We start from the raw sequence: 23916 nt of genomic DNA on the forward strand, positions 1-23916 counted from the left end.
CCCAATCGGTAGCACGGGTGCCGCGGATTCGGAAAGATCAGAAGCTGCCGGTTTCCAGGCCCTCGGGTTGGCCCACGACGACGAAATGCAGATCTTCGGGATCGAGCAGGCGCGCCGCAACACGCTTCACATCTTCCAGCGTCACGGCCTCCACCCGGTCGTTGCGGGTCGGGATATAGTCGATGGGCAGACCGATGGATTGCATTCCCACCAAAATGCCCGCGATGCGCGAATTGCCGTCGAACCGCAGGGGGTAGGCCCCGGTCAGATAGGTCTTGGCGGCGTCCAACTCCTCCTTGGTGATGCCGTTCTCGGCCAGGCGGGCCCATTCGGCGCGCACGATCTCGATCGCGTCGGCGGCCTTGTCGTTGGACGATGCGAACTGCCCCAGAAGCTGTGCCGTCTTGTCGCGCGGTGCGAGGTAGGTTCCGATGCCGTAGGTCAGGCCCCGCTTTTCGCGCACCTCGGTCATGAGGCGACTGTCGAAGCCGCTGCCGCCGAGAACCTGGTTGAGAACGAAGGCGGGAAAATAGTCCGGATCGTCGAATTCGACGCCTTCGTGCCCGAAAAGAACAACCGATTGCGGCGTGGGATAGTCGACGACCGTCACGCCCCCGTCCAACACGGTTTCCACCTGCGGTACGTCCGCGGAGTCGCTTTCGGGCAGATCGCCCAAAAGTCGGTCCAGCAGGGGGGCGAGGTCTTCGGCGGTGATGTCGCCGGCAACGCCGACATGCACCCTGTCGCGGGTCAGGGCGCGGCCGTGGGCGCGGCGCAGGTCGTCGATGGATAGGGCGGCCACCGTTTCGGGGGTGCCCTTCATGGCGGTGCCGTAGGGGTGGCTTGGAAAGCTGAGCGCACTGAACGTGCGGCTTGCGATTTCATTGGGATCGCGCGCGTCGGAGGCCAGGCCGGCCAGCACCTGTTCGCGGACCCGCTCCACCGCGTCGGGGTCGAAGGTCGGGTCGGTCAGGGCGGCGCGCATGAGGTCGACGCTTTCGTCGCGGTACTCCGTCAGGAAGCTCAGACCGACTGTGACACTGTCGTTCGAGGCATCGAAGCTGAGACGCGCGGCCAGAGATTCCTCTGCTTCGGCAAAGGCCCGGGCGTCCATGTCGCCGGCTCCTTCCTCCAGCAGCCCCATCATCAGATAGGTCGCGCCGCGGCTTTCGGGCGTATCCTCATTGGCCCCTCCGTCAAACTGGATCTCGATGGAGGTGAAGGGGATGGAATGTTCCTCGACCAGCCACGCAGTGATGCCACCGGGGGTGACGACCTCCTGAATTTCGACCGCGGCCAAGGCGGGCAGGGGCAGAAGGAACGCCAGAGGCGCGATCAGGCGCGGGATCATTGGCCCACCTCCGTAGTTGTTTCGCCGTCGGTATCGGTGTCGGTGGCAGCGTCGGCGCTGATCTCGACTGGCGCGGGGGGCTTCGACAGATAGCCCGTGACGGAATTGTTGAGTTTGAAAACATCACGCGCGGCGGCGATGATGTCGTCTTCGGTAACGGCGGCCAGGATATCGGGCCAGTCCAGCACATCCTGCACCGTCAGGCCGGTGGTGATCGCCGTGCCGAATTCACGGGCGCGGCCCTGAAGGCTGTCGCGCTCATAGATCGAGGCGGCGCGGATCTGGGTGCGGATCCGCTCCAGCTGGGCGGGATCGACACCTTCCTCAATCACGCGCGCCAGCATTCGGTCCATGTCCGCCTCTGCCTGTTCCAGCGTGCGGTCGGGCGTGGGCATCACGACGACACCGAACTGCGTGTCGTCGTAGCGCGTGCCCTGGTAAAAGGCGGAGGTATAGAGCGCAACGCCCTCCTCCTGCTCCAACGTACGACCCATGAGCGACGTGGCCGATGACCCGCCCAAAATCTCCGCCAGGATCGTCAGCGCGGCGGCCGTTTCCTGATCGCCGGCGTCCCGTTCGGGGGCAAGGTAGGTGCGCATCACGTAAGGGTTGGACACGCGCTCATCCTCGAACGTGAGGCGGCGGGGGGCCAGCTGCGGCGGCTCGGACGGGCGGACGCGGTCCTGCAGGTCGGGCGTGGGTGCGACGGGGCCGTAATGCTTGAGCGCGAGCGCTTCGACTTCCGCCGGATCGACATCGCCCGCCACGATCAGCGTCGCGTTGTTGGGCGCGTAGAAGACTTCGTAGAAATCGAGCGCGTCCTGAAGGGTCAGCGCCTCCGCCTCGTGCTTCCAGCCAATGATCGGGATGCCGTAGGGGTGGTTCATGTATTGCGTGGCGTTGCGCATTTCCCCGAACAGGGCCCCGGGGTTGGAATCGGTCCGCTGCGCGCGTTCCTCCAGCACCACATCACGCTCGGTCAGCATATCCTCGTCGTCGAGGATCAGATCGCGCATCCGGTCCGCCTCCATTTCCATCATCAACTCCAGCCGGTCGGCGGCCACGCGCTGAAAATAACCGGTATAATCGTCGGAGGTGAAGGCGTTGTCCGACCCGCCCTGCGCGGCGACGGTCTGACTGAATTCGCCGGGGGCCAACTCGTCCGTGCCCTTGAACATCAGATGCTCCAGGAAATGGGCGATGCCGGACTTGCCTGCCGGCTCATCTGCCGACCCGACGTTGTACCAGACCATGTGGACGACGACAGGCGCGCGGTGATCCTCGATCACGATGGCGTCCATGCCGTTGGGCAGGGTGAAGGTCGTGACGGTGTCATCCATCGCCTGCGCGGGGACCTGGCTGGCCAGGGCAAGCGGCAGGACGGCGGCGGCGATAAGGGGGCGGATGCGCAAGGCTCTCTCCTTGGGTGGACGGTCTTCGATGCTCCCCAGCTATGCGATGCGGCATCGCTTTCAAAGGTCGATGACGCGCCTGTGAAACGGATCGACCGCGACAGGCCGTCACATCGATCCATCCCGGCGCAACATTGGCCAAACGTTGACCCGGAAGTGGGACCAAGTGGGCCCCGCGACCGCCGCGGACATCGATCAGTCGGTCGTGGCGGGATCGGGCGGGGCGGCGACGGTGCGCACCCCGGCGCGCCGCAGGCGGTAAAGCTCCGCGTATTGGTCAAGCGACTGGCTGCGGTACGCCTTGAAGTAGGTCGAGACGTTGAACACCCGTTCCAGCAGGCGGGCATCGTTGGCCCGGCGGAAATCAAGATCCTCGGCCGCGAGTTGACCGCGAATGCCGGGGTTCACGCCGTAGCGCTGAACGCTGGCCAGAAGGCCGCGATCGGCACCGACACCGCGATCGACGTTGCCGCCGAGCGCCAGCACCGCCTCGGCCTGGGGTGCGCGGTCGACGCGGTTGCCGGCCCCGGGCGTCGGCGTCGGCAGGGCCGCAGTGTCAGGCGGTGTCTGAAGAGGGCGCGTCGGCAGGATCGAGAATTCGTCCGGCGTGCGGTCCGCCTTGCGGATGTTGAACAGGGTGGGGTCGTCGCGGGCGCATGCGCCCAACGTCACCACCACAAGTCCCGTCATTGCAAGCCGTGCGAACATCGACGCCGCTCCTTTTCCTGCCCGTTGGGCGTTCCTACCCCATGGGATTGGCCCCGTCACGGGGTCTTTGCGCCCTTGGACTTGCCGTCTTCGCCGAACATCACAAGGCCGAAGGCCCCGGCGAAGATAAAGACATCCGCCAGATTGAAGGCATACGGATTGGCGATCCCGCAGCACGACATATTCAGAAAGTCGGCGACCGCGCCATAGATCAGCCGGTCCAGCGCATTTGCCAGTGCGCCACCGACGATCAGGCCGGCGGACACGAAGCCCATGGGCCGTGTGAAGGTGCGGGCCCAGCGGATCAGAACGGCGCTGACCACCACGGCCACTGCGATCAGGATCCACCGCGCCCCGGCGCCGGACAAAAGACCGAAGTTGATGCCCGTGTTCCAGCCCATCAGGAATGTCAGATAGGGCGGCAAGACCTCGATCACGCCAATGGATTTCAGATCCATCAGATGCACGATCACGATCTTGGAAAGTTGGTCGATGCCAAACGCGGCCAGGGCGGAAAACCAGAGCGCGCGCATCAGTGACGGAAGTGCCGCTGGCCGGTGAACACCATCGCCAGACCGGCGGCGTCGGCGGCGGCGATGACGTCGTCGTCGCGCATCGATCCGCCCGGTTGGATCACAGCCGTTGCCCCCGCCTCGGCGGCCGCCAGAAGACCGTCGGCGAAGGGAAAGAACGCGTCGGAGGCCACGACGGACCCGACGGCGGCGCTTTGCGGCAGGCCCAGGGCCTCCGCCACGTCCTGGGCCTTGCGCGCTGCGATGCGGGAGCTGTCGAGGCGGCTCATCTGTCCCGCGCCCACGCCGACGGTCGCGCCATCCTTGACGTAGATGATCGCGTTGGATTTCACATGTTTCGCCACGGTCCAGGCGAACATCAGATCTGCCATCTGCGCGTCCGTCGGCGCGCGCTTCGTGACGACCCTCAGATCGTCGGGCGACACATGTCCGGTGTCCTTGTCCTGCACCAGCCAGCCGCCTGCGACCTGCTTCATCGCCCGGATCGGCAACCGTGGATCGGGAAGGCTGCCGGTGGTCAGCAGGCGCAGGTTCTTCTTGGCGGCAAACACCGCCTTGGCGTCGTCGGTGGCGTCCGGCGCGATGACGACTTCGGTAAAGATGCCCGCCATCGCCTCGGCCGTTTCGGCGTCCAGCGTGCCGTTGAGCGCGACGATCCCCCCGAAGGCCGATGTGCGGTCGCAATCGAAGGCACGACGGTAGGCTTCGACCAGGGTGTCGCCCGTGGCCACGCCGCAGGGATTGGCATGTTTGATGATCGCAACGGCCGGTCTGTCGGTGAATTCGGCAACCAGTTCGATCGCGGCGTCGGTGTCGTTTATATTGTTATAGCTCAGATCCTTGCCCTGATGCTGCGTCGCGGTCGCCACGCCGGGCCGGGCGCTTCCGTCGGTATAGAAGGCCGCCGATTGGTGCGGGTTCTCGCCATAGCGCAGGGTCTGCGTCAGCGTCGCGGCGGCGGCGATGCGGCGCGGCGTTTCCTCGAAACGGGCCATCCAGGTGGCGACGGCGGCGTCGTATGCGGCGGTGCGACCATAGGCGATGGCCGACTGGCGTTGACGGAACGGCAGGGTGGTCGCCCCGTCGTGGGCCTCCAGTTCGGCCAGCAGGGCGTCGTAATCCTGCGGATCGGTCACGACGCAGGTATAGCCCTGATTCTTGGCCCCCGCGCGGATCATCGCGGGCCCGCCGATGTCGATGTTCTCGATGCAGGTCGCCTCATCCGCGCCCGAGGCCACGGTCGCCTCGAACGGATAGAGGTTCACCACCAGCAGGTCGATGCCGCCGATCCCGTGATCCTCCATTGCCTTGGCGTGATCGGGAGTGTCGCGCAGCGCCAGCAAGCCGCCGTGGACGGCCGGATGCAGTGTCTTGACGCGACCGTCCATCATTTCGGGGAAACCGGTGACATCGGCCACGTCCTTCACGGTCAGACCGGCATCGCGCAATGCCTTGGCCGACCCGCCGGTGGACAACAGTTCGACCCCCCGCGCGGCCAGGGCCTGTCCCAGATCGACCAGTCCTTCTTTGTCGGAAACGGAAATCAGCGCGCGTTTCAGCGGTCGGTCGGTCATGTCGTGTCCTTCAAAGGCCTTCGGCGTCGGTCGGCGGCAGTTCCGTCGCCTCCTGCGCGCGGGTCAGGGTCCAGTCGATGGTCGCGGCATAGGACACAAGCGCGTCGGATAAAACCACCTGTTGCGCGGGGCGCGGCTTCAACCGGCCCGGCTCCAGATGAACCGACGGCTCCAGCGACAGCTTCATCTCCCGGCCCGGGCGGAACACCCAGACCTCTCCGGACGGCAGGGCAAGCGAGACGGCGCGCCCGCCCATGTCGATCTGCGCGTCGGCATCGGGGTGCAGATGGAACCGGATCGCAAACGGCAGGCCACGGGGCCGCAGATCCATGCGGACGTCGTCCAACCGTTCCTTGTCGGTATTGGTCATGGCGCGCAGGCTGTCCTCTCCGTCCAGCCTGCGTCCGTCGGTCGACAGAACCAAGCGGCGCAGATGCGTCAGACCGTGGGTTTCGCCGTATCCGTCATGGGACAGGACGATCGTGGACGCGCGGCGCGATGCGCTGCGCTGCCACTGCACGCGTTTGGGCGGCGTGATCATCGGCGCGATCTGCCGCTTGCCCACCGCCATCAGCGGGCCGACCCGCGCCGTGGACCAGCCCGTCACTTCCAGTGTCGAATGGGATGCGGTGGCGCGACCCGCACGGTGCCAGTCGGGCCCGAACGCGCCGCCGGGACCGCAGTTCACGATGACCGGGCAGTTTCCGGACGTCATCTCGAAGGCAAGGGTCGACGCATGGGCCGATCCGCTGTTCGGGCCGGTCGCGGGTGGGGCGGCATCGGCGATCAGCGTCGTGCGGCCGTGGGCGATGGGCGCGAAACCCATGGCCAGCCCGCTGTCGTTGCGCGCCCGGATGCCGGATGTCGCCAGCACCCGGTCCAGTCGCCCCGGACGACCCCGGCTGCCGCCGTGAAACCGGGCCAGGCCGCCGTCCGCGTGACGCAACGCGCGCAGCGTCGGCACGATGCGCGCCTGTGCGGACAACAGATCCGCGGGCACATCGCCGTTCGCGCGGATCGCCTCGATTGCCCAGCCCAGCAGCATTGCGACCTCCAGCAACGCTTCGGGGTTGCGCGACACGAGGCCGCCATCCTCGCCGATGTCGTCGGCGGCCGCGCCGGCCAGGGCCCGTGTCGCGATCGGGGCGACATCGGCCATCCCTTCCAGCGTCAGCCCGGCATAGAGAAGACCGGTCAGCGCCTCCATCCGCGCCAGTCCGCCGGGCGCTTCGGTCCATTCCCCGGCAAGATATCCCGCCTGACGGTAGAGCAGGTCGAAATAGATCTTCTGATCCGCAGGCTCCATTCCGGAAAGAAGCGTCGGCGCATGGCTGATCTGGCGCAGCAGACGGCGCCCCGTCAGCGCCGCGTCCCAGCCCGGCCCCTTGCCGGTCCCGAACCGTTTGCCCCAGTCGACGACCCAGGTCTGCGCCGCGGTCCGCGCCGCGCGCCCCCCGGTCGCCATCACATCGTCCAGCCATCCCATGCCATGAAGCTGCATCTGAAAGGGCGTGGACGGCGTGTCGATCTGCCAGGGCGTGCGTCCCGGCGCTTCCACCACTTGTCCGGCAAGGTGCCACAGGCCGGACAGCATCTGCTGGCCACGGCGCACCGATCCGGTGCCGCGCGGCTCGGGTTGCCAGATCAGGGCGCGGGGGCCGCGGGGCGGGCGCGCAAGACCCAGACGCAACCCGGTGCGCATTCTTTCGGTGAAACTCTGACCGCTCATCCAAACACGCCCGACTGCGGACCTGTCCCGGTCCTTCGGCAGCAGATTACGCGTTCGGATCTCATCTGTCACGCAAGGCCGGACGCGCCCCGGTCACGCGCGTTTCAGAACCGACATGAAGAACCCGTCCATCCCGCCACGGTCGGGCCAGAGATCGGGCAGCAGGCGCAGACCCAAGGCCGATGCGGCGATTTCCGGCAGGCCAAAGGCCGCGGGATCCAGAGGTTCAACCGTCAGCCCGTCGTGGCGCTTGAGCGCGGCGGCGACCTGGTTTTCGCCTTCGACCGGCAACAGAGAACAGGTGCAATAGACGACCCGCCCGCCGGGGCGCACAAACGCCAGGGCGCGGTCCAGAAGCTGATATTGCAGCTTGGTCAAAGCCTCCACGTCGCGGCTGGTCCGAAGGTGGGGCAGGTCGGGATGCCGACGGATGGTGCCGGTGGCGGTGCAGGGCGCATCTAGAAGCACGGCATCGAACGGCTCCTCGGGCGACCATTCCAGCGCATCTGCCTCGATCACCTCGGCCTGCAGGCCCGTCCGCTCGAGGTTTTGGTGAACACGGCGCAACCGCTTGCCCGATACGTCGAGCGCGGTGACATTTGCCCCGCCGGCGGCCAGTTGCATCGTCTTGCCGCCCGGTGCCGCGCACAGATCCAGCACCCGCAAACCGGTCACATCGCCCAGAAGGCGCGCGGGCATGGCGGCGGCGGCGTCCTGCACCCACCAATCCCCCGACTCAAACCCCGGCAGGGTCGAGACCTGACCGCCCGACAGACGCAACGACCCGGTCGGCAGCACCGTAGCGCCGTCGATCTCGGTCGGGCGCTGCGGCGTCAGGTCCAGCGGGGCACCGGCCAGATGCGCCGCTTCGATCCCGACGATCCGATCCTTGCCGAAGGCCTTGGCCACCGGCCCGCGCAGCCATCCCGGCAGGGCGGGGGCCGGCAGCGCGTCCCAAGCGCTGCGGTCGTCCACCATCTTGCGCAGCACGGCGTTGACCAGACCTGATTGCTTGACCGTGCGCGGCGACATCCGCGCCATGGCGACGGCATCGTTCACGACGCCATGCGCGGCGGCCCCGTCCACGAACACCTCCACCAGCGCCAGCCGCAGGATATCGCGCACCTTGGCGGCGGGCTGGCGGTCCATGTGGACCTTCATCATCGCGTCGGCCTGTCCCATGTGGCGCAGCACCAGACCCGCCAGCCGAAGCGCGCGGGCCGCCGCCGGGCCGGTCAGACCGCTGGCCCCGTCGCCCAGCATCCGACCGTCGCGCAGGACGTGGGACAGCAGGCGGATCGCCCCCATCCGCGCCGACAGGCTTTCGGGTATTTCGCGTCTGGCGGCGGGCGGCTGCGACATCGGGCTTCCTTGCAGATAAGGATCCGGGGGGTATATCCATTCCCTGTCCCCGGCAAGGAGAGCCCGATGACCCAGCCGACCCGCATGTCCGTCGACGCCGACGCCATTCCGCAAGCCGCCGATGATGCGCCAGCCTGTCCGACAACGCCGCGCGATCGCGGTATCGACCTGACCCCACTTGACGCCACCGCCGAAGCCGCACGTCGCGCCGCCCTGCCGGACGTCGCACGGCGCGCGTTGGAGGAGGCGGAGGCCCGCAAGCAAGCGGACCTTGACCTGCCCGTCGAACTTGGCGGGCGCAAAGGGCCAGAGCCGGTGCGCTATGGCGATTGGGAACTTAAGGGCATCGCAATCGATTTCTGACGCGACGCGCGCCTCAACGCAGCGTCAGGTCCGCCACATCGCCCGTGCCCTGGTCGGCCTGAAACCGGACCACGTCGCCCTGCACGGCGACGGTCTGGCAATTGCGCGGAAAGCTCCGGATCGCCGAATCCAAGGTGCGGCAAAAGAACGGCCCTTCCCACGTCCAGCCGCCGGTCACCTTGAAGCCAAAGGCCCGACCGGTGATCGCGCCGCCATCGCTGACGATCAGGCCCACGCCGTTGCCGGTCAGGCGCTTGCCGGTCACGATGGCAAGAAACGTGTCGCGGTCGGTGACCGGTTCAAATGCGAAGGCGGCGGTGGGAAAGAACAGGGCGAGAAGCAGGGCGCGCATCATGGGAACTCCGATTGGGTTAGTCGAGGACCTAGCCCGGTGTCACTTCAGGCCCAGCACATCCAGCATGTCATAGGCCCCCGGTGGGCGGCCCGCCGCCCAGCTTGCGGCCTTGAGCGCGCCACGCGCGAAGACGCTGCGATCGGACGCCTGATGGCGCAGGGTGATCCGCTCCCCGTCGGCTATGAACATCACGTCGTGGTCGCCGATCACATCGCCGCCACGGATCGCATGAAAGCCGATGGTGCCGCGCCCGCGCGCGCCCGTGATGCCGTCGCGGCCCCGGTCGGCCACGGCGTCCAGCGTCACACCCCGCCCAGCCGCGGCCGCTTCGCCCAGCATCAGTGCCGTGCCCGAGGGCGCGTCGACTTTGTGCCGGTGATGCGCCTCGACGATTTCGATGTCGTAATCGGCGTCAAGGCTGGCGGCGACCCGTTCCACCAGTTGCGTCAGAAGGTTCACGCCCAGCGACATGTTGCCCGCCCGCACGATGGCCGTCCGGTCGGCGCAGGCGTCAATCGCGTCGATGTCGTCGCCCGTCAGGCCGGTCGTTCCGATGACATGGGCCGTGCCGTGATCCGCACACAGCCGCGCCATGGCGACCGTGGCGGCGGGCGTGGTGAAGTCGATCACCGCATCCGTAGTTGGCAGCACACTTGCCGCATCGTCGGTCACCGGCACACCCGATGGCGCGCCGCCCATGGCTGCGCCAAGATCCTGACCGACCCAATCGTGGCCCGGCGCTTCGGTCACGGCGACGAGGTGCAGGTCATCGGATCCTTCGATCAGCGAACACAGCATCCGGCCCATGCGCCCTGACCCGCCCATCACCACCAGTCCCGTGCCCATCGCGCGTCTCCTTGCCGTTTCGTCCGGTTTGCGGGAACCCGCGTCCCCATGCAACGCTTGCACTCGGGCGATGGCGCAAATATCTGCCACCCCCTTGAGGAGATCGATCCATGGCACGACACCCCAGAGAGAACCGCGGCCCGTCGCAGCGCCAGCTGCGCGTCGGCGAATTGATCCGGCGCAAGCTTTCCGAGATCCTGATGCGCGGCGAGGTGCATGACGAGGAGCTCAATAGTCTGATGATCACCGTGAACGAGGTAACGGTCAGTGCCGACCTGAAGATCGCGACCGCCTGGGTCCTGCCGTTGGGCGGCGACCGCAAGGAGGAGGCGATTGCCGCGCTCAAGCGGTGCAAGGGGCAATTGCGCCACCTGACGGGCAAGGACATGACCCTGCGCCATTCGCCCGACCTGCGGTTCCGCATCGACGAGACGTTCGACCGGATGGACGCCACACGCGCGCTCTTCGCCGACGAGACCGTCGCACGGGACGTCGCCGCCACGGACGATGGCGAGGGGGACGCGGACGGGGACGGCGGGGAATGATCCGCCTTTCGGCCCTGATCCTGATGCTTGCGACCGGGGCCGCGGCCGCCTGCGAGGCGGTGCGCCACCGCGACCGCGCTTTCACCGTCTGCACCGCCGATCTTGCCTCGCAATCGATCGAGTTGGAGCTGTTGGGCGACGACGGCGCACCGCTGGGCAGTTTCGTGGCGCTGGACCGTGCCGTCGACGCTCCGATCGCCTTTGCCATGAATGCCGGGATGTACCACGCCGACCGCCGCCCCGTCGGCCTGTATATTCAGGACGGCGTGCAATCGAAATCCATCGTGACACGCGAGGGGCCGGGCAACTTCGGCCTGCTGCCGAATGGCGTGTTCTGCGTGCGCGGCGACCGCGCCGACGTCATCGAGAGCCGCACCTTCGCCGCCGATCCGCCCGCCTGCGATCAGGCCACGCAATCCGGCCCCATGTTGGTCATCGACGGCGCGCTGCACCCGCGCTTCCTGCCCGAGTCCCCATCGGCCAAAGTGCGCAACGGGGTCGGCGCGACGCCGGACGGACGGACGGTGCATTTCGTCATCTCGGACCAACTGGTGACATTTCACGAGATGGCGACCCTATACCGCGACGTGCTTGGGGTCCGAAATGCGCTGTTCCTCGATGGCTCCGTCTCGCGCCTGTTCCACCCGGCCAGCGGACGCAGCGATGGCGGTCGGCAGATGGGCCCGATCGTCGTCGTGACGGGGCGCTGACATGGGGCGTCGCAAGAAGGGAAACCCGGTCCACGGTTGGATGATCGTGGACAAGCCGGCGGGCGTGACCTCGACCCAGGTCGTGGGCAAGGTCCGCTGGGCGCTGGACGCGCAGAAGGCGGGCCATGCCGGAACCCTGGACCCGGACGCGACGGGCGTGCTGGCGGTCGCGCTGGGCGAGGCGACGAAGACGGTGCCCTTCGTGACCGATGCGCTCAAATGCTACCGCTTCCGCGTGGTCTGGGGGGCGGAAACTTCTACCGACGACGCCTCTGGGACGGTGACGACGACATCGGACGTCCGCCCCGACGCGGACGCGTTGAGCGCCGCGCTGCCCGCGTTCCGCGGTGACATCCGGCAGGTGCCGCCGCAGGTGTCCGCCGTGAAGGTGGAGGGAGAGCGCGCCTACGATCTGGCCCGCGAGGGGGTGGAAATGGACCTGGCCGCGCGCGACCTGTTTGTCGAACGGCTGGAGCTGATCTCGCAGGACGGCACGGGGGTCGAGTTGGAGATGGTCTGCGGCAAGGGCGGCTATGTCCGCGCCATCGCCCGCGATCTGGGTCGCGCGCTGGGCTGTCTGGGCCACGTCGCCTGGCTGCGTCGCACCTGGTCCGGCCCGTTCGAAGCCGACGCCGGTCTGTCGTTGGAGGAGGTGGAGGCCATGGCCCGCACGCCCGATCTGCACGCCCGGCTGTTGCCGCTGGAACTGGGCCTGCACGGCCTGACTGAAATTGCCGTGAACGAGATATCTGCCACGCGCCTGCGCCACGGCAACCCCGGCGATGCGTTGCAAGGTGCGAACTACGGCGAGACCTGTTGGGCGTCGCATCAGGGTCGCGCCGTGGCCGTCGGAACGTACCGCGCCGGGGCGGTGCATCCGTCGAAGGTCTTCCAGACCTGAAACATCCGGCGCGTCGTCGGCGGGCCTTTTGCCATGATTGTTTCAGCGGATCACGCGATTTGGGGTGTGGCGGTCGCGGCGGGTGAAGTGCGCGTGAGGGGGGCTGCCACCAATGGGGTTTGGGGGGCTAGACCGAGTCCAACCCTGCGTCGGCGAACCGCCGATGCGCCGACAGCCAAAAGGAAAAACCCCATGACATCCGCCCGCTCCTTATCCGACACCGCCTGGACGATCCTGATCGCCGGGGCGCTTGCCACGATCGCCTTCGACTTCTTCGGCAAGGGTCTCTCGCCGCTTCTGGGGTTCGCCAAGCTGGCCCCGGTGCCGCTGGCGCAATCGACGCTTAAGGTGGTCTTCGGATCCGTTCCCGCCGGGGCCGCCGATGCGCTGCACATCATCACCGGTTTGATCTTCTATCCTTTGGGATACCTCCTCGTGGCGCGCCCCGTCGCCGCCAAAGTGACGCCCTGGCTGCATTGGTCGGTCGTCGCGACGGCCTATGGCATCGGCCTGTGGATCTTCGCACTCTACGTCATGGCGCATCTGGTCGCCGGTAATCCAGCGTTCCTGGGCTTCACCGGGATCACCTGGGTCGCTTTGTGGGGCCATGTCCTGTTCGGTCTGGTTGCCGCCGCGGTGATCGAACGCCGCCTGCCGAAACCCGGCGCCGCCCCGGCGCTGGCCTGATCCACGCGGCCAGCCCCTTGCCACCGGGGGCACGGGGCTGGCACATCCGGTGAATGATTACCCGAACCCACACAAAGGGGGACGCCCCCTCCACCGCGACCTATTCGGACGATGAGAGTTATCGCTACGTCCTGACCCGAACCTGGGACGGTGCGGGGGACAGGGTCGCCTTCGTCATGCTGAACCCCTCCACCGCGACCGAATTTCAGAATGATCCCACGGTCGAGCGGTGCGAGCGGCGCGCCCGCGCCCTGGGGTTCGGGGCCTTCCGCGTCGTGAATATCTTCGCCTATCGCGCCACCGATCCGCGCGACATGCGGGCGCAGTCCGATCCCGTCGGCGGGCCGGCGAACGACGACGCCATCCGCGAGGCGGCGCTTTGGGCGGATACGACCATCTGTGCCTGGGGCACCCACGGGGCCTATCTGGATCGGGGGCCACGGGTCGAGGCACTGCTGCGCGCGACGGGCAAGCCGCTTGCCACGCTGGGCCTGTCCAAGGATGGCCACCCAAAACATCCGCTCTATATCGCCTATTCCGTGCAGCCGACTCCCTGGGAGGTTGCATGGATCTGACGCGCCACAGCGTCACCGTCGATGACGGCACGACCCTCGCCGTGTACGAGGCGGGGCAGGGCGCACCGCTGATCCTGTTGCATGGGTTTCCGCAGAACCATCGCTGCTGGTTGCCGGTCCTTCCCGAGTTGGCGCGCACCCATCGGTGCATCCTGATCGATCTGCGCGGCTACGGCGACAGCGATGCGCCTGCGGATGATGCGGGCCACACGACGTATTCCAAACGACGGATGGGGCGTGATGTTCTTGCCGTCCTCGATGCGCTTGGCATCGACCGGGCCGATGTGGCTGGCCACGACCGGGGCGCGCGGGTGGCATACCGTTTCGCGCTGGACCATCCCAACCGCCTGCACCGCCTTGCCATTCTGGAGGTCATTCCCACGGTCGCCTTCTGGGATGCGTGGAATGCGGATCTGGCGCAGACGGCCTATCATTGGAATTTCCTCGCGCAGCCCGCGCCATTTCCAGAACGTCTTATCGCCGCCGACCCAAAGTTCTGGGTGGATTGGACGCTCTCGGCCTGGACGCTGGCGAAATCTCTTGCCCCCTTTTCGGATGACGCCCTCCAAAGTTATCGGTCGCAGGCCGCCGATCCGATGCGCGTCGCCGCGATGTGTGCCGACTATCGCGCGGGCTTTCACACCGACCGTGCGATCGACGCAGCCGACCGCGCCGCCGGTCGTCGGATCGCCGCGCCGCTTCACTTCATCTGGGGGGAGCATGGTTTTCCGGCCTCCACCGGCGATCCGGCCGCCGTCTGGCGCGACTGGGCCGACACGGTTACGGACACATCCGTCCCGTCAGGCCATTTCGCCATGGAGGAGGTTCCACGCGCCGTCGGCCGCGCGCTGGCCAGGTTCTTCGCTGATTGACCGATGGCCCTTGGCCAAGTGGACGCGGGCACCGCGTCAAAAACTGATATTGATGTCCCCGTGATCACGCCTGTCGGATCAGTAGGATGTCCGTAGGCTCGATCCCGGTGCTGTCCGCCAGTCTGATGACGGTCACGCCATCGAGCGCGATATCGGTTCCGCCATCACGCTCGAATATGCCGAGTTGCGGTACATCCTGGCCGCTGTAGTCAATCTCGATCGCGTCTTCGGTCGGATCGAAATCTTCGATCACGGAGATATCGTATGCTTGGGTGTTCGCCTGATATGCAGCGGCGGACGGGGCCCGAAACAGAAAAAGGTCCGACCCGTCGCCACCGACAAGGGTATCCGCGGCACCGCCTGCAAGCGTGTCGTCCCCCATGCCTCCGATCAGGCTGTCGCCGTCGTCACGATCCTGTCCACCATCGTCCATAACCGTCCCATCGAGCAGGTCGTCACCCTCGCCGCCAACACCGATATCCCGGCCCTCGCCGCCGATCAGCCGGTCTGCACCATTGCCGCCCGTCAGTGTGTCATCGCCATCGCCACCCGAAATCAGATCGTCGCCGTCATCACCGGTCAGACGATCGTTTCCGGCGTCGCCGTGAAGCATGTCGTCATCGCCGCCGCCCGAAACGCTGTCGTCACCATCACCGCCCATCAGAACGTCGCGGCCGGCGAGGCCCGACAGGGTGTCGTCGCCGCCGTTTCCGATCATCAGATCGCTCGATCCCGTGCCCTCGATCCGGTCCGCGTCGTCGTTCCCCAGGATCGCATCGTTTGGCAAGGCGACGGGGGCGGCGGACGTGTCCACAATCCGATCCGTCAAATGATCGCCACCGATTTGATCGCGAACGGGAAGGTCCGAACGATCGCCGTGGTCTTCGGGACGGGTTGCGTCGGACGCGGCTGGGACCTCGTCAGCACTCGTCGTGGCCCGGTCGTCGGCCGGCACAAGCGACGATATTGGGTCATCGCCCATATCGTGCCGGTCGATACTGGCTTCGGTCCTGGCGGTATCGTCCAGCTCCCCATCCAGCAGATCACCTGACGGCGTGTCGGCTTCGGGGGGGCGCTCCGTCTCCTCGGTCAAGGGATCGGTTTCGTCGTCTTCATCGCCCATGGGAAGCGCGACCATCAGCCCGGACACGAACAACCCTGCAAGACCCGCGATCAACAGCATTGGACACGCCACACGATGCGAAGCAGAGAAGCGTTCATGGTTTGTTCGACCCAACGGTTGCGCGCCAAAATCGTTGAAGAGGACAAGGTCATTCCAATCCGGTAGCACGTCCGGCCGATTCCGCCCAAATGGCAAACGTTTAAAAGGCGCGCGATCTTGCTCGTGTGCTTTCGCGTCAGGGCTTTTCAACGGGATGGAATCGTTGTACGCGCAGCGCTCTCCAAGGGCCTTGCTGGACGACATCCCGGCCTGCGCCATCACACCAACTCTCAAGGAGCCCCCGATGTCGATTACCGTCGAAGAGAAGAACCGCCTGATGAAGGAATTCGCGACCAAGGAAGGCGACACCGGTTCGCCCGAGGTGCAGATCGCGATCCTGACCAGCCGGATCACCACCCTGACCGAGCATTTCAAGACCCACAAGAAGGACAACCACTCCCGTCGTGGCCTTCTGATGATGGTTGCGCAGCGTCGCAAGCTGCTGGATTACGCCCGCGGCAAGAGCGAGGAGCGCTATCAGGATCTGATCAAGCGCCTGGGCATCCGCCGCTGATATCGCGCAGACGATCGAACGCAAAAAAGGGGCCTCGCGGGCCCCTTTTCCTTGTTCTGGACGCGCCGGTCAAAGCCCGATTGTCGCCTCCACCAGCGCCATCCAAAGCGGTATCGCCAAAATCGCCACAGGCGTTCCCAGACCGGTTGACGTGCCGACGTAAGCCGAGGGGTTCGCCTCGGGTAGGGCACCGCGCATGGTCGGCGGCCCGGAAATGTCCGAACTGGACGCCGCCATCACCGACAGAAGAACCACCCCGCCGGCCGAGAAGCCGGTCATCTGGTGGATCACCAGGCCCGCGCCTAAACCGATAAGGCCGTGGACGAGGGGCCCCGCCAATCCATACAAAATATAGGCGTGCGCGACCTTGCGCATCTCGGACAGCCGGGCCCAGGCCTCCATCCCCATGATGAGCATGAGGATCGACAGCAGACCCCGGAACAGCGGCTCGTAGAAGCTCTCGAAGATGGCGTCTGGCCGTGCAAATGTCCCGAGGGCCAGACCGAGGCACAGGGCCGAGATCGCGGGGCTGCGGAATGTATCGCCGATGATTTCGGAAATCATCCCCCCGTTCAGGACAGGGCCGCCGCCGGTGCCGCCGCCCATCGCTATCGTGCCGTCGTGCACGAACGGTGCGGTCCGCCGCTGATCCGCCAGTTTGGCCAGCACGATTGCAGTGACCAGGGCCGCGATGTCCATAAACGGATAGAGCGCGCCGATGAAGCCTTCGTAGGCCACGCCGGCCCCGTCCAGCATCGCCATTCCCGCGGCGAGGGTGGATGCAGAGACCGCCCCGAACAGCCCCGCTGTCGCCAAGCCGTCGACCGGCGCGACACCCTTCCACCGCGCCAGCGTGACCGTGCCGAGGAGGACGATGGCGACGCCGACGAGGGCCGCACCGATGGCCGGAACGGCCAGTTCCACCAGATCGGCCTGTCGCACCGAAATGCCGGCTGACATGCCGACCTTCAGCAAGAGCAACAGCACGATGAACTTGTAGACCGGGGCCGGCACCTCCAATTTGGAGCCCATCGCGGCAAGGACCATGCCGCCGATCAGGAAGGCGAGGGTCGGTTTTTGGGCTTGGGCGACCATCGTGGTCAGAATGTCGATGATGATGTCCATTGCGGGATCCTCGGGTTGCGGTTCCGCTGATCTATTCCGGCACTAGATTCTTTAAAAATACATGTTCGAGAAGGTTTCGTTCGTTATTATAGAACGATGAAAAGTCTCAACTACCATCACCTGCGTTATTTCCATGCGGTTGCGCACCACGGGACGCTCACGCAGGCGGCCGCACATCTCAATGTGTCCCAATCCGCCCTCTCCACTCAGATCGCGGCGCTGGAGGCGCGGTTGGGTCACCCGCTCTTCGATCGGATCGGGCGCGGCCTGAAACTGACCGAAGTGGGTCGGATCGTTCTGGATCATGCCGACCGGATCTTCCGTATCGGCGATGATCTGGCCGTCCTTCTGAACCGCAGCGGCGACGATGCCCCGCCTTTGCGGGTTGGCGCGGCCTCCACCCTGTCTCGCAATTTCCAGTTGCGGTTCCTCGCCCCCCTTCTGGATGGCGAGACCGATCTGGTCCTGCGGTCGGGGGATGAACTTGCCCTGCTCGACGATCTGCGAACCCATGCGCTCGACGTCGTGCTGACCTCCGCGCCGCCCAGCCTGTCTGGCCAGACCGACCTTGCCGCCCATTTGCTGGCCAGCGACCCGGTCGGTATCCACGGTGCCCCGGCTCTGCTGACCGCAGCCACGTTGCGGGACCTGCTGGAGACGGTGCCCTTCATCGTCCCGTCCGAGAGCGGGATCCGCGCGGGGTTCCTCGCGGTTGCGGAACGCCTTGGCGTGCGGCCGAGGATACTGGCCGATGTCGATGATATGGCGATGGTGCGCCTGCTGGTCCGCGAAGGCATCGGGCTGGCCGTGGCACCCGCCGTCGTGATCGCCGACGAATTGTCGGACGGGCGGCTGGCCACCGCGGCGTTTCCCCTGGACATTGCGCTGCGCTTCTATGCCGTCACCCTGCGCCGCGATTTTCCACACCCCGCCCTTGCCGGTCTGCTGACGGGGTGAGGGCCACGGGCCGGGACGCTTCCCTTCCGGTGTCAAACCAAGTAGGAGGCCGCATCTGAGACGTGACGCCCTGACCCCGGCGCATGGCATGATGTAGGGGGTCGGCGGCAATGGGGCCGCCATTCAACGACGCACTGGCAGGGGCCAGCGGGCGTCAGACAGGATACGAAATGTTCAACATCGTCAAAAAAGAGATCGAATGGGGTCACGACACCCTTTCGCTCGAAACCGGAAAAGTCGCGCGTCAGGCCGACGGATGCGTCATCGCCACATACGGCGAAACCTCCGTCATGGCCGCTGTGACTTATGCCAAGCAGCCCAAGCCGGGTCAGGATTTCTTCCCCCTGACCGTGCACTACAACGAAAAATATTATGCGGCCGGTAAGGTTCCGGGTGGCTTCTTCAAGCGTGAAGCCCGCCCGACCGAGAAAGAGACGCTGACGTCGCGTCTCATCGACCGTCCGATCCGCCCGCTGTTCGTCGAAGGCTTCAAGAACGAAGTCCTCGTGATCTGCACCGTGCTGAGCCACGACTTGGAAAACGACCCCGATATGGTCGCCATGATCGCCGCCTCGGCCGCGCTTACGATTTCCGGTGCGCCCTTCATGGGTCCGATCGCCGGTGCGCGCGTCGGCTTCGTCGATGGCGACTACATCCTGAACCCGTCGGTCGACGACATGCAGGACCTCAAGAACAACCCCGAGCAGCGTCTCGACTTGGTCGTCGCCGGCACCAAGGACGCCGTGATGATGGTCGAATCGGAAGCCTACGAGCTGACCGAGTCCGAGATGCTGGGCGCCGTGAAGTTCGGTCATGAGCAGATGCAGCCGGTTCTGGACCTGATCATCGATCTGGCCGAAGCCGCCGCGAAGGAGCCGATGGATTTCCAGGCCCCCGACTATTCCGCCATTCTGGCCCGCGTGAGCGAGCTGGGCGAGCAGAAGATGCGCGACGCCTACGCCATCACCGACAAGCAGGAGCGGACGCATGCCGTCTCCGCCGCCAAGGACGCCATCAAGGCCGAATTGTCCGAAGACGAATTGGGCGATAGCAATCTGGGCACCGCGCTGAAAAAGCTCGAGTCCAAGGTTCTGCGCGGCGATGTCGTCAAGAACGGCAAGCGGATCGATGGGCGTGCCCTCGACACCGTGCGGCCCATCGTCTCCGAAGTCGGCCTTCTGCCGCGGACCCACGGGTCGGCCCTGTTCACCCGTGGTGAAACCCAGGGCCTGGTCGTGACCACGCTGGGCACGGGCGACGACGAGCAGTTCATCGACGCGTTGCACGGCAATTTCAAATCCAACTTCCTGCTGCACTACAACTTCCCGCCCTATTCGGTAGGTGAAGTCGGTCGCTTCGGTCCTCCGGGTCGCCGCGAAATCGGTCACGGCAAGCTGGCGTGGCGTGCGTTGCAGGCGGTCCTGCCGTCGGCGACGGATTTCCCCTACACCATCCGTCTGGTATCCGAGATCACGGAATCGAACGGCTCTTCCTCGATGGCGTCGGTTTGCGGCGGCTCGCTGTCGATGATGGATGCGGGCGTGCCGCTCAAGGCGCCGGTCGCCGGTGTGGCCATGGGCCTCGTGATGGAATCGGACGGGGAATATGCCGTTCTGACCGATATCCTGGGCGATGAGGATCACCTCGGCGACATGGACTTCAAGGTCGCGGGCACCGAAGCCGGTATCACCTCGCTCCAGATGGACATCAAGATCGCGGGCATCACCCCCGACATCATGGAGAAGGCGCTGGATCAGGCCAAGGCCGGTCGTATCCACATCTTGGCCGAGATGGCCAAGGCGTTGACCGAAGCCTCCTCCTTCTCGGAGCATGCGCCCAAGATCGAGACGATGCAGATCCCGACCGACAAGATCCGGGAAGTCATCGGATCGGGCGGCAAGGTCATCCGCGAGATCGTGGAGATGTCCGGTGCCAAGGTCGACATCAACGACGAGGGCATCATCAAGATCGCATCCAACGTGCAGGAGTCGATCCAGAAGGCCTATGACATGATCCATTCGATCGTGGCGGAGCCCGAGGAAGGCAAGGTCTACAAAGGCAAGGTCGTGAAGATCGTCGATTTCGGTGCCTTCGTGAACTTCTTCGGCAAACGCGATGGCCTGGTGCACGTCAGCCAGATCGAGAACCGTCGCCTGAACCATCCGTCCGACGTGCTCAAGGAAGGGCAGGACGTCTGGGTCAAGCTGTTGGGCTTCGACGATCGCGGCAAGGTCCGGTTGGCCATGAAGATGGTCAATCAGGAAACCGGCGAAGAAGAGGCCGCGTCCGAAGACGCCGAGTGATCCGATCCTTTGAATGACGAAGGCCCCGGCAGCGATGCCGGGGCCTTTTCATTTTGCGGATCACCCGTTTACGGGGTCTTGGCAGTTCGCGGCCCTGGTGATGGGGCATTCCGGTGGAGGTTTCCGCTCCAACCGACGCCGTCCCGGCATTGCCCGGGTGGCATACGGTTCGAGACCTCTCGACACCGCAGAAATCTGGTCAAAGCCGGACATCCCGAAAACAACGGTCAACTCCGCATCTCGAACCGACTGACAGGCGAGGCGGCGGCAAATCTGCGGAGTGATCGGGGGAATGGACTGAATACCGCCTCGCCCTGCCTCGAGGCCCGTGATTATTCGCGCCCCGTTTCCAGATCTGCCGACGGGAAAGAAGATCCGGGATGATCTGAAATATCATCCATTCTGCCGGACGTCAGGCCGCTTGCCCGACATCATTTGCGTCGCCGTCGTGGGTGCCGAAATTCTGGATCGCTTTGGACAGGCCATGCGCGCTGGTCCGCAAAGTTTGGCAGGCGGCGGTCGTTTCCTCGAACATGGTGGCATTTTGTTGGGAGACCCGGTCCAGGTCGCGCAACGCTGCGTTGATCCCGTTGACCCCGGTCGCCTGTTCGTCGGAGGTGGCGGCGATCTTGCTGATCCGCGTGGTCACCGTCTCGACCGTTCCGATGATCTTCTCCAAAGCGCCGCCCGTGTCGTGCACCAACGCGACGCCCCGCTCGATCTGGTCGCCGGATTGCGCGATCAGGGCGTTGATCCGGTTCGCCGCTTCGGAGGAACGCTGGGCCAGGGCCCGCACTTCCGACGCGACGACGGCGAAACCGCGCCCTGCGTCGCCGGCCCGCGCCGCTTCCACCCCGGCGTTCAAAGCCAGCAGGTTGGTCTGGAACGCGATGTCCTCGATCATCGACGTGATCTTGCGCACTTCCCCGGCAGATTTTTCGATTTCGCCCATCGCGGCGATCGCCTGGTTCATGACTTCCGCGCCCGTCTGCGCTTCGGTTCCGGTCATGACCATCACCTCTTCCGCCTTGCCCGCATCTTCTGCGGTCGCGCGGATTAACTTGGTCAACTGCTCGGTCGAGCCGGTGATCTCCTCGAGTGTTGCGGCCTGACGTTCCGTGCGGTGCGACAGATCCACGGCTGCTGCCGCGATGTCGTCCGTCTCGCCAGTGATCGTGCCTGAGACGAGCCGGATTTCGCGCAACGCGTTGTCCAAAATCTCCAGCGTGGTGTCGAACCGGTCGCCGAGATCTTCGTAGGTTTGCGGCAATGTGCCGGCAATGCGGGTCTGAAGCTCGCCGCAGGCCAGCCTTTCGAGCGCCTCGCGCAGCACGTCCATCGCCTCTCCCTGCCGGGCCTGATCCTCGGCTTTCCGCCGTTCCTCTCTCAGCTTCAGTTCGGCTGCGACAGCATCCAGTTCTTCGGCGCGTCGGGTTTTCTCCAACCCGGTGGCCAGCGCGTCTTCGGCGTCCCTTCGGGCGCTTTCGGCGGCTGACCTTGCCATTTCCGTCTCGGCCAAGGCCTCGGCCGCGCGTTGCTCGGCGGCCAGCGCGGCTTCCTTGGCGGCATGGGTCGCTTTCTGCTCGCGCGCGGCGGCTGTGACCAGACGAACGCGGGTGTGGATCGTCGCGCCCAAGGCCGCGGCAAGAAGGATCACCGCAGCCCCATGCAATGCCGTCCGCTCCACCAAGGCGAGCGCCGTCGCGTCGGAGACGCCGTAGACCAAGCCGGGCATCGCGACCGTCAGAATGGCATGATGCAGGATGATCGCGACGGCGGCGACGATAAGCGCCCGAAGGTCCACCATCGCCGCGATCGCGCCGAGCGCCACGAAGAAATACATGTGGATATCCAGCTGCCACGGATGCTGTTGCATGGCGGCGGTCAGGAGCATGATCTGACCGGTCAGCGCCAACGCGATCGCGACCCGGCCCAGCCCGACGTCCAGCCGCCGGATCAAGAGGGCCAACGCCGAAAGCGCCACCGACAGGACGACGAGCGGCAGGGGAGCCGTACCGGTTATGAACGCCGCCAGAAGGACCGGGAACACGCACAGGGAGGAGGTGACGAGAAGCAGGTAGGCGGCCTTTTCGCGGCTTTGCGCAAGGAAGAGATCAGGCATTTCGACCACACATGAAGTTGGAAAGCTTGTCGGCATTCAGCAGAAGATATGGCCATTGGGCCCGCAGATCGGACAGGAAGTCCGGGTCTTGCGAATGCACCAGCAGGCCGAGCGGCGGGCGCGTCGGCCCGATGGGATATCCGCCGGCCCGTGACACCATCGCCTCGACGTTCGACAAACCCGGCACACCCACCACCAAGATGGGCTGCGAGGGGACAGCGCGGGGCAGCGACAAAACGAGCGCCGCCAGCCCGACCAGAGGGAAGGCGGTGAACAACAGGCACGCGGCGCAGGTACGGAGACTCATCATTTCTCCGACCTAGCAGCCGAGTCTTTCCGAAGCCTTAAGCGGTGTGTCTAGCCTTCGCGCGGCGGGACATTCAGCCCCGCCTGGACGCCGGGTCGGGCCATGAACCGATCGACATAGGCCTGAAGTCCGGGATGGTCCGACCATCCGACGGCGTCGCGCGCACCGTAGAATTCCAGGGCGTTGAGCCACGGCACGATCGCGATATCGGCGATCGAAAAATCCCCCGCGATCCAGTCCCGATCACCAAGCGCGTCGGCCAGGACACCCAGCAGGCGACGACCTTCGGTAACATATCGTTCCTTGGGGCGTGGGTCCTCGATCTCGGCACCTGCGAACTTCGTGAAATATCCAAGTTGACCGAACATTGGGCCAAGGCCGCCCATCTGCCACATGACCCATTGCGTGATCCGCGCCCGTTCCGCGGCGTCTCCACCGCCCAGCCGGCCTGTCTTATCCGCAAGATACAGAAGGATCGCCCCGCTTTCCCACAGGCCGATCGGCTTGCCGTCGGGGCCGTCCGGGTCGATGATCGCCGGGATCTTGTTGTTGGGATTGAGCGACAGGAATTCCGGCGATTTGACGTCCGCATCCGACAGGGTGACGCGATGCGCCTCATAGGTCAGACCCATCTCCTCCAATGCGATCGACACCTTCAGGCCGTTCGGCGTCGGAAAGCTGAACAGCTGAAGGATGTCGGGAGAGTTCGGTTTCCAACGTTGCGTGATCGGAAAGGCGGACAGGTCGGCCATGATAATCTCCTTTGCAAGTCGGTCACACCTAATGCTGCCGTAAGGGAAGAAAACGGGTGACACGCGGCTTCAAACCGACAAGGTGCTGGGC

The 23916-nt window shown here is 65.6% G+C and carries 24 protein-coding genes; 10 read left to right on the forward strand and 14 right to left on the reverse strand.

Translation table 11 applies throughout. The features are described 5' to 3' along the window. Positions 1 to 37: 37 nt before the first annotated feature. The 7 genes from JDO7802_RS01715 to JDO7802_RS01745 all read right to left on the reverse strand — a co-directional run bounded on the left by JDO7802_RS01715 (position 38) and on the right by JDO7802_RS01745 (position 8669). Positions 38 to 1351, reverse strand: a complete 1314-nt coding sequence (locus JDO7802_RS01715; RefSeq protein ID WP_055081994.1) for a M16 family metallopeptidase — start codon at positions 1349 to 1351, stop codon at positions 38 to 40. Continuing rightward, positions 1348 to 2763, reverse strand: coding sequence for a M16 family metallopeptidase (locus JDO7802_RS01720; RefSeq protein WP_055081996.1), 1416 nt, complete (start codon positions 2761 to 2763; stop codon positions 1348 to 1350). The genes JDO7802_RS01715 and JDO7802_RS01720 overlap by 4 nt, the downstream gene beginning before the upstream one ends. 195 nt (positions 2764 to 2958) lie before the next feature. Further along, positions 2959 to 3471, reverse strand: coding sequence for a DUF3035 domain-containing protein (locus JDO7802_RS01725; protein WP_055081998.1), 513 nt, complete (start codon positions 3469 to 3471; stop codon positions 2959 to 2961). Between the two features lie 56 nt (positions 3472 to 3527). Next, the gene (gene lspA, locus JDO7802_RS01730) at positions 3528 to 4004 is read right to left on the reverse strand and encodes a signal peptidase II (protein WP_055082000.1); all 477 of its coding nucleotides are present in this window, start codon (positions 4002 to 4004) and stop codon (positions 3528 to 3530) included. Then, positions 4004 to 5578 carry a bifunctional phosphoribosylaminoimidazolecarboxamide formyltransferase/IMP cyclohydrolase gene (purH, locus tag JDO7802_RS01735; protein WP_055082002.1) on the reverse strand — a complete coding sequence of 525 codons (1575 nt, stop codon included), beginning with the start codon at positions 5576 to 5578 and terminating at the stop codon, positions 4004 to 4006. The genes lspA and purH overlap by 1 nt, the downstream gene beginning before the upstream one ends. A 10-nt stretch (positions 5579 to 5588) precedes the next feature. Further along, a complete protein-coding gene (locus JDO7802_RS01740; RefSeq protein ID WP_055082004.1) occupies positions 5589 to 7307 on the reverse strand; it encodes a heparinase II/III family protein in 1719 nt (572 codons plus the stop codon). Between the two features lie 93 nt (positions 7308 to 7400). Continuing rightward, complete coding sequence (locus tag JDO7802_RS01745) at positions 7401 to 8669, reverse strand: RsmB/NOP family class I SAM-dependent RNA methyltransferase (RefSeq protein WP_055082006.1); 1269 nt, start codon at positions 8667 to 8669, stop codon at positions 7401 to 7403. Positions 8670 to 8735: 66 nt separating this feature from the next. On the opposite strand from JDO7802_RS01745, the gene JDO7802_RS01750 reads away from it, so the two are divergent. Beyond that, complete coding sequence (locus JDO7802_RS01750; RefSeq protein ID WP_245624084.1) at positions 8736 to 9032, forward strand: DUF1674 domain-containing protein; 297 nt, start codon at positions 8736 to 8738, stop codon at positions 9030 to 9032. Between the two features lie 13 nt (positions 9033 to 9045). Here JDO7802_RS01750 and JDO7802_RS01755 read toward each other — a convergent pair whose 3' ends face one another. Then, positions 9046 to 9387 (reverse strand): hypothetical protein, encoded by a 342-nt coding sequence (locus JDO7802_RS01755; protein ID WP_055082008.1) that lies wholly within the window; start codon positions 9385 to 9387, stop codon positions 9046 to 9048. Positions 9388 to 9426: 39 nt separating this feature from the next. After that, a complete protein-coding gene (dapB, locus tag JDO7802_RS01760; protein ID WP_055082009.1) occupies positions 9427 to 10233 on the reverse strand; it encodes a 4-hydroxy-tetrahydrodipicolinate reductase in 807 nt (268 codons plus the stop codon). Positions 10234 to 10343: 110 nt separating this feature from the next. On the opposite strand from dapB, the gene rbfA reads away from it, so the two are divergent. From rbfA to JDO7802_RS01790, 6 genes are all read left to right on the forward strand, one after another. Continuing rightward, complete coding sequence (gene rbfA / locus JDO7802_RS01765) at positions 10344 to 10778, forward strand: 30S ribosome-binding factor RbfA (RefSeq protein ID WP_055082011.1); 435 nt, start codon at positions 10344 to 10346, stop codon at positions 10776 to 10778. Then, complete coding sequence (locus JDO7802_RS01770; RefSeq protein WP_144430476.1) at positions 10775 to 11488, forward strand: phosphodiester glycosidase family protein; 714 nt, start codon at positions 10775 to 10777, stop codon at positions 11486 to 11488. The genes rbfA and JDO7802_RS01770 overlap by 4 nt, the downstream gene beginning before the upstream one ends. 1 nt (position 11489) lies before the next feature. Next, entirely contained in the window at positions 11490 to 12389 is a 900-nt protein-coding gene (gene truB / locus JDO7802_RS01775; protein ID WP_055082013.1) for a tRNA pseudouridine(55) synthase TruB, read from the forward strand. A gap of 192 nt (positions 12390 to 12581) precedes the next feature. After that, entirely contained in the window at positions 12582 to 13076 is a 495-nt protein-coding gene (locus JDO7802_RS01780; protein ID WP_055082015.1) for a hypothetical protein, read from the forward strand. A gap of 53 nt (positions 13077 to 13129) precedes the next feature. Next, positions 13130 to 13651, forward strand: coding sequence for a DUF1643 domain-containing protein (locus JDO7802_RS01785; RefSeq protein ID WP_055082017.1), 522 nt, complete (start codon positions 13130 to 13132; stop codon positions 13649 to 13651). Next, on the forward strand, positions 13642 to 14523 hold the full coding sequence (locus tag JDO7802_RS01790; RefSeq protein ID WP_055082018.1) for an alpha/beta fold hydrolase: 882 nt from the start codon (positions 13642 to 13644) through the stop codon (positions 14521 to 14523). Before JDO7802_RS01785 ends, JDO7802_RS01790 begins: the two co-directional genes overlap by 10 nt. Before the next feature lie 64 nt (positions 14524 to 14587). Here JDO7802_RS01790 and JDO7802_RS01795 read toward each other — a convergent pair whose 3' ends face one another. Next, positions 14588 to 15661: a calcium-binding protein gene (locus JDO7802_RS01795; protein ID WP_187298073.1), complete on the reverse strand. Its 1074-nt coding sequence runs from the start codon at positions 15659 to 15661 to the stop codon at positions 14588 to 14590. Between the two features lie 328 nt (positions 15662 to 15989). Here JDO7802_RS01795 and rpsO point away from each other — a divergent pair, with 328 nt between their 5' ends. Next, on the forward strand, positions 15990 to 16259 hold the full coding sequence (rpsO, locus tag JDO7802_RS01800) for a 30S ribosomal protein S15 (RefSeq protein WP_055082021.1): 270 nt from the start codon (positions 15990 to 15992) through the stop codon (positions 16257 to 16259). A gap of 69 nt (positions 16260 to 16328) precedes the next feature. On the opposite strand, the gene JDO7802_RS01805 is transcribed toward rpsO, so the two are convergent. After that, complete coding sequence (locus JDO7802_RS01805; protein WP_055082023.1) at positions 16329 to 17384, reverse strand: sodium-dependent bicarbonate transport family permease; 1056 nt, start codon at positions 17382 to 17384, stop codon at positions 16329 to 16331. 96 nt (positions 17385 to 17480) lie between these two features. On the opposite strand from JDO7802_RS01805, the gene JDO7802_RS01810 reads away from it, so the two are divergent. Continuing rightward, positions 17481 to 18341 carry a LysR family transcriptional regulator gene (locus JDO7802_RS01810; protein ID WP_055082025.1) on the forward strand — a complete coding sequence of 287 codons (861 nt, stop codon included), beginning with the start codon at positions 17481 to 17483 and terminating at the stop codon, positions 18339 to 18341. Between the two features lie 170 nt (positions 18342 to 18511). Beyond that, positions 18512 to 20644: a polyribonucleotide nucleotidyltransferase gene (gene pnp / locus JDO7802_RS01815; RefSeq protein ID WP_055082027.1), complete on the forward strand. Its 2133-nt coding sequence runs from the start codon at positions 18512 to 18514 to the stop codon at positions 20642 to 20644. Positions 20645 to 21056: 412 nt separating this feature from the next. Here the strand turns inward: pnp and JDO7802_RS01820 are convergent, their stop codons facing one another. Genes JDO7802_RS01820 through JDO7802_RS01830 form a run of 3 tightly spaced genes read right to left on the reverse strand, consistent with a single transcriptional unit; the run spans position 21057 to position 23825 of the window. Beyond that, positions 21057 to 22766 carry a methyl-accepting chemotaxis protein gene (locus JDO7802_RS01820; RefSeq protein ID WP_055082029.1) on the reverse strand — a complete coding sequence of 570 codons (1710 nt, stop codon included), beginning with the start codon at positions 22764 to 22766 and terminating at the stop codon, positions 21057 to 21059. Continuing rightward, the gene (locus tag JDO7802_RS01825; protein WP_055082030.1) at positions 22759 to 23073 is read right to left on the reverse strand and encodes a hypothetical protein; all 315 of its coding nucleotides are present in this window, start codon (positions 23071 to 23073) and stop codon (positions 22759 to 22761) included. Before JDO7802_RS01825 ends, JDO7802_RS01820 begins: the two co-directional genes overlap by 8 nt. Before the next feature lie 50 nt (positions 23074 to 23123). Next, positions 23124 to 23825, reverse strand: a complete 702-nt coding sequence (locus JDO7802_RS01830) for a glutathione S-transferase family protein (RefSeq protein WP_055082032.1) — start codon at positions 23823 to 23825, stop codon at positions 23124 to 23126. Positions 23826 to 23916 lie beyond the last annotated feature (91 nt).

Origin of the sequence: Jannaschia donghaensis (genome assembly GCF_001403795.1) — a bacterium.
Lineage (GTDB): Bacteria > Pseudomonadota > Alphaproteobacteria > Rhodobacterales > Rhodobacteraceae > Jannaschia > Jannaschia donghaensis.

Bases quoted from the DNA above. Each gene is read 5' to 3' on its own strand.
- JDO7802_RS01795 (WP_187298073.1), bottom strand. From the start codon at position 15,661: ATGGTCGCGCTTCCCATGGGCGATGAAGACGACGAAACCGATCCCTTG.
- JDO7802_RS01825 (WP_055082030.1), bottom strand. From the start codon at position 23,073: ATGAGTCTCCGTACCTGCGCCGCGTGCCTGTTGTTCACCGCCTTCCCT.
- JDO7802_RS01830 (WP_055082032.1), bottom strand. From the start codon at position 23,825: ATGGCCGACCTGTCCGCCTTTCCGATCACGCAACGTTGGAAACCGAAC.
- JDO7802_RS01770 (WP_144430476.1), top strand. From the start codon at position 10,775: ATGATCCGCCTTTCGGCCCTGATCCTGATGCTTGCGACCGGGGCCGCG.
- lspA (WP_055082000.1), bottom strand. From the start codon at position 4,004: ATGCGCGCGCTCTGGTTTTCCGCCCTGGCCGCGTTTGGCATCGACCAA.
- JDO7802_RS01820 (WP_055082029.1), bottom strand. From the start codon at position 22,766: ATGCCTGATCTCTTCCTTGCGCAAAGCCGCGAAAAGGCCGCCTACCTG.
- JDO7802_RS01750 (WP_245624084.1), top strand. From the start codon at position 8,736: ATGACCCAGCCGACCCGCATGTCCGTCGACGCCGACGCCATTCCGCAA.
- purH (WP_055082002.1), bottom strand. From the start codon at position 5,578: ATGACCGACCGACCGCTGAAACGCGCGCTGATTTCCGTTTCCGACAAA.
- rbfA (WP_055082011.1), top strand. From the start codon at position 10,344: ATGGCACGACACCCCAGAGAGAACCGCGGCCCGTCGCAGCGCCAGCTG.
- dapB (WP_055082009.1), bottom strand. From the start codon at position 10,233: ATGGGCACGGGACTGGTGGTGATGGGCGGGTCAGGGCGCATGGGCCGG.
- JDO7802_RS01780 (WP_055082015.1), top strand. From the start codon at position 12,582: ATGACATCCGCCCGCTCCTTATCCGACACCGCCTGGACGATCCTGATC.
- JDO7802_RS01740 (WP_055082004.1), bottom strand. From the start codon at position 7,307: ATGAGCGGTCAGAGTTTCACCGAAAGAATGCGCACCGGGTTGCGTCTG.
- JDO7802_RS01790 (WP_055082018.1), top strand. From the start codon at position 13,642: ATGGATCTGACGCGCCACAGCGTCACCGTCGATGACGGCACGACCCTC.
- pnp (WP_055082027.1), top strand. From the start codon at position 18,512: ATGTTCAACATCGTCAAAAAAGAGATCGAATGGGGTCACGACACCCTT.
- JDO7802_RS01715 (WP_055081994.1), bottom strand. From the start codon at position 1,351: ATGATCCCGCGCCTGATCGCGCCTCTGGCGTTCCTTCTGCCCCTGCCC.
- rpsO (WP_055082021.1), top strand. From the start codon at position 15,990: ATGTCGATTACCGTCGAAGAGAAGAACCGCCTGATGAAGGAATTCGCG.
- JDO7802_RS01755 (WP_055082008.1), bottom strand. From the start codon at position 9,387: ATGATGCGCGCCCTGCTTCTCGCCCTGTTCTTTCCCACCGCCGCCTTC.
- JDO7802_RS01785 (WP_055082017.1), top strand. From the start codon at position 13,130: ATGATTACCCGAACCCACACAAAGGGGGACGCCCCCTCCACCGCGACC.
- JDO7802_RS01745 (WP_055082006.1), bottom strand. From the start codon at position 8,669: ATGTCGCAGCCGCCCGCCGCCAGACGCGAAATACCCGAAAGCCTGTCG.
- JDO7802_RS01725 (WP_055081998.1), bottom strand. From the start codon at position 3,471: ATGTTCGCACGGCTTGCAATGACGGGACTTGTGGTGGTGACGTTGGGC.
- JDO7802_RS01805 (WP_055082023.1), bottom strand. From the start codon at position 17,384: ATGGACATCATCATCGACATTCTGACCACGATGGTCGCCCAAGCCCAA.
- truB (WP_055082013.1), top strand. From the start codon at position 11,490: ATGGGGCGTCGCAAGAAGGGAAACCCGGTCCACGGTTGGATGATCGTG.
- JDO7802_RS01810 (WP_055082025.1), top strand. From the start codon at position 17,481: ATGAAAAGTCTCAACTACCATCACCTGCGTTATTTCCATGCGGTTGCG.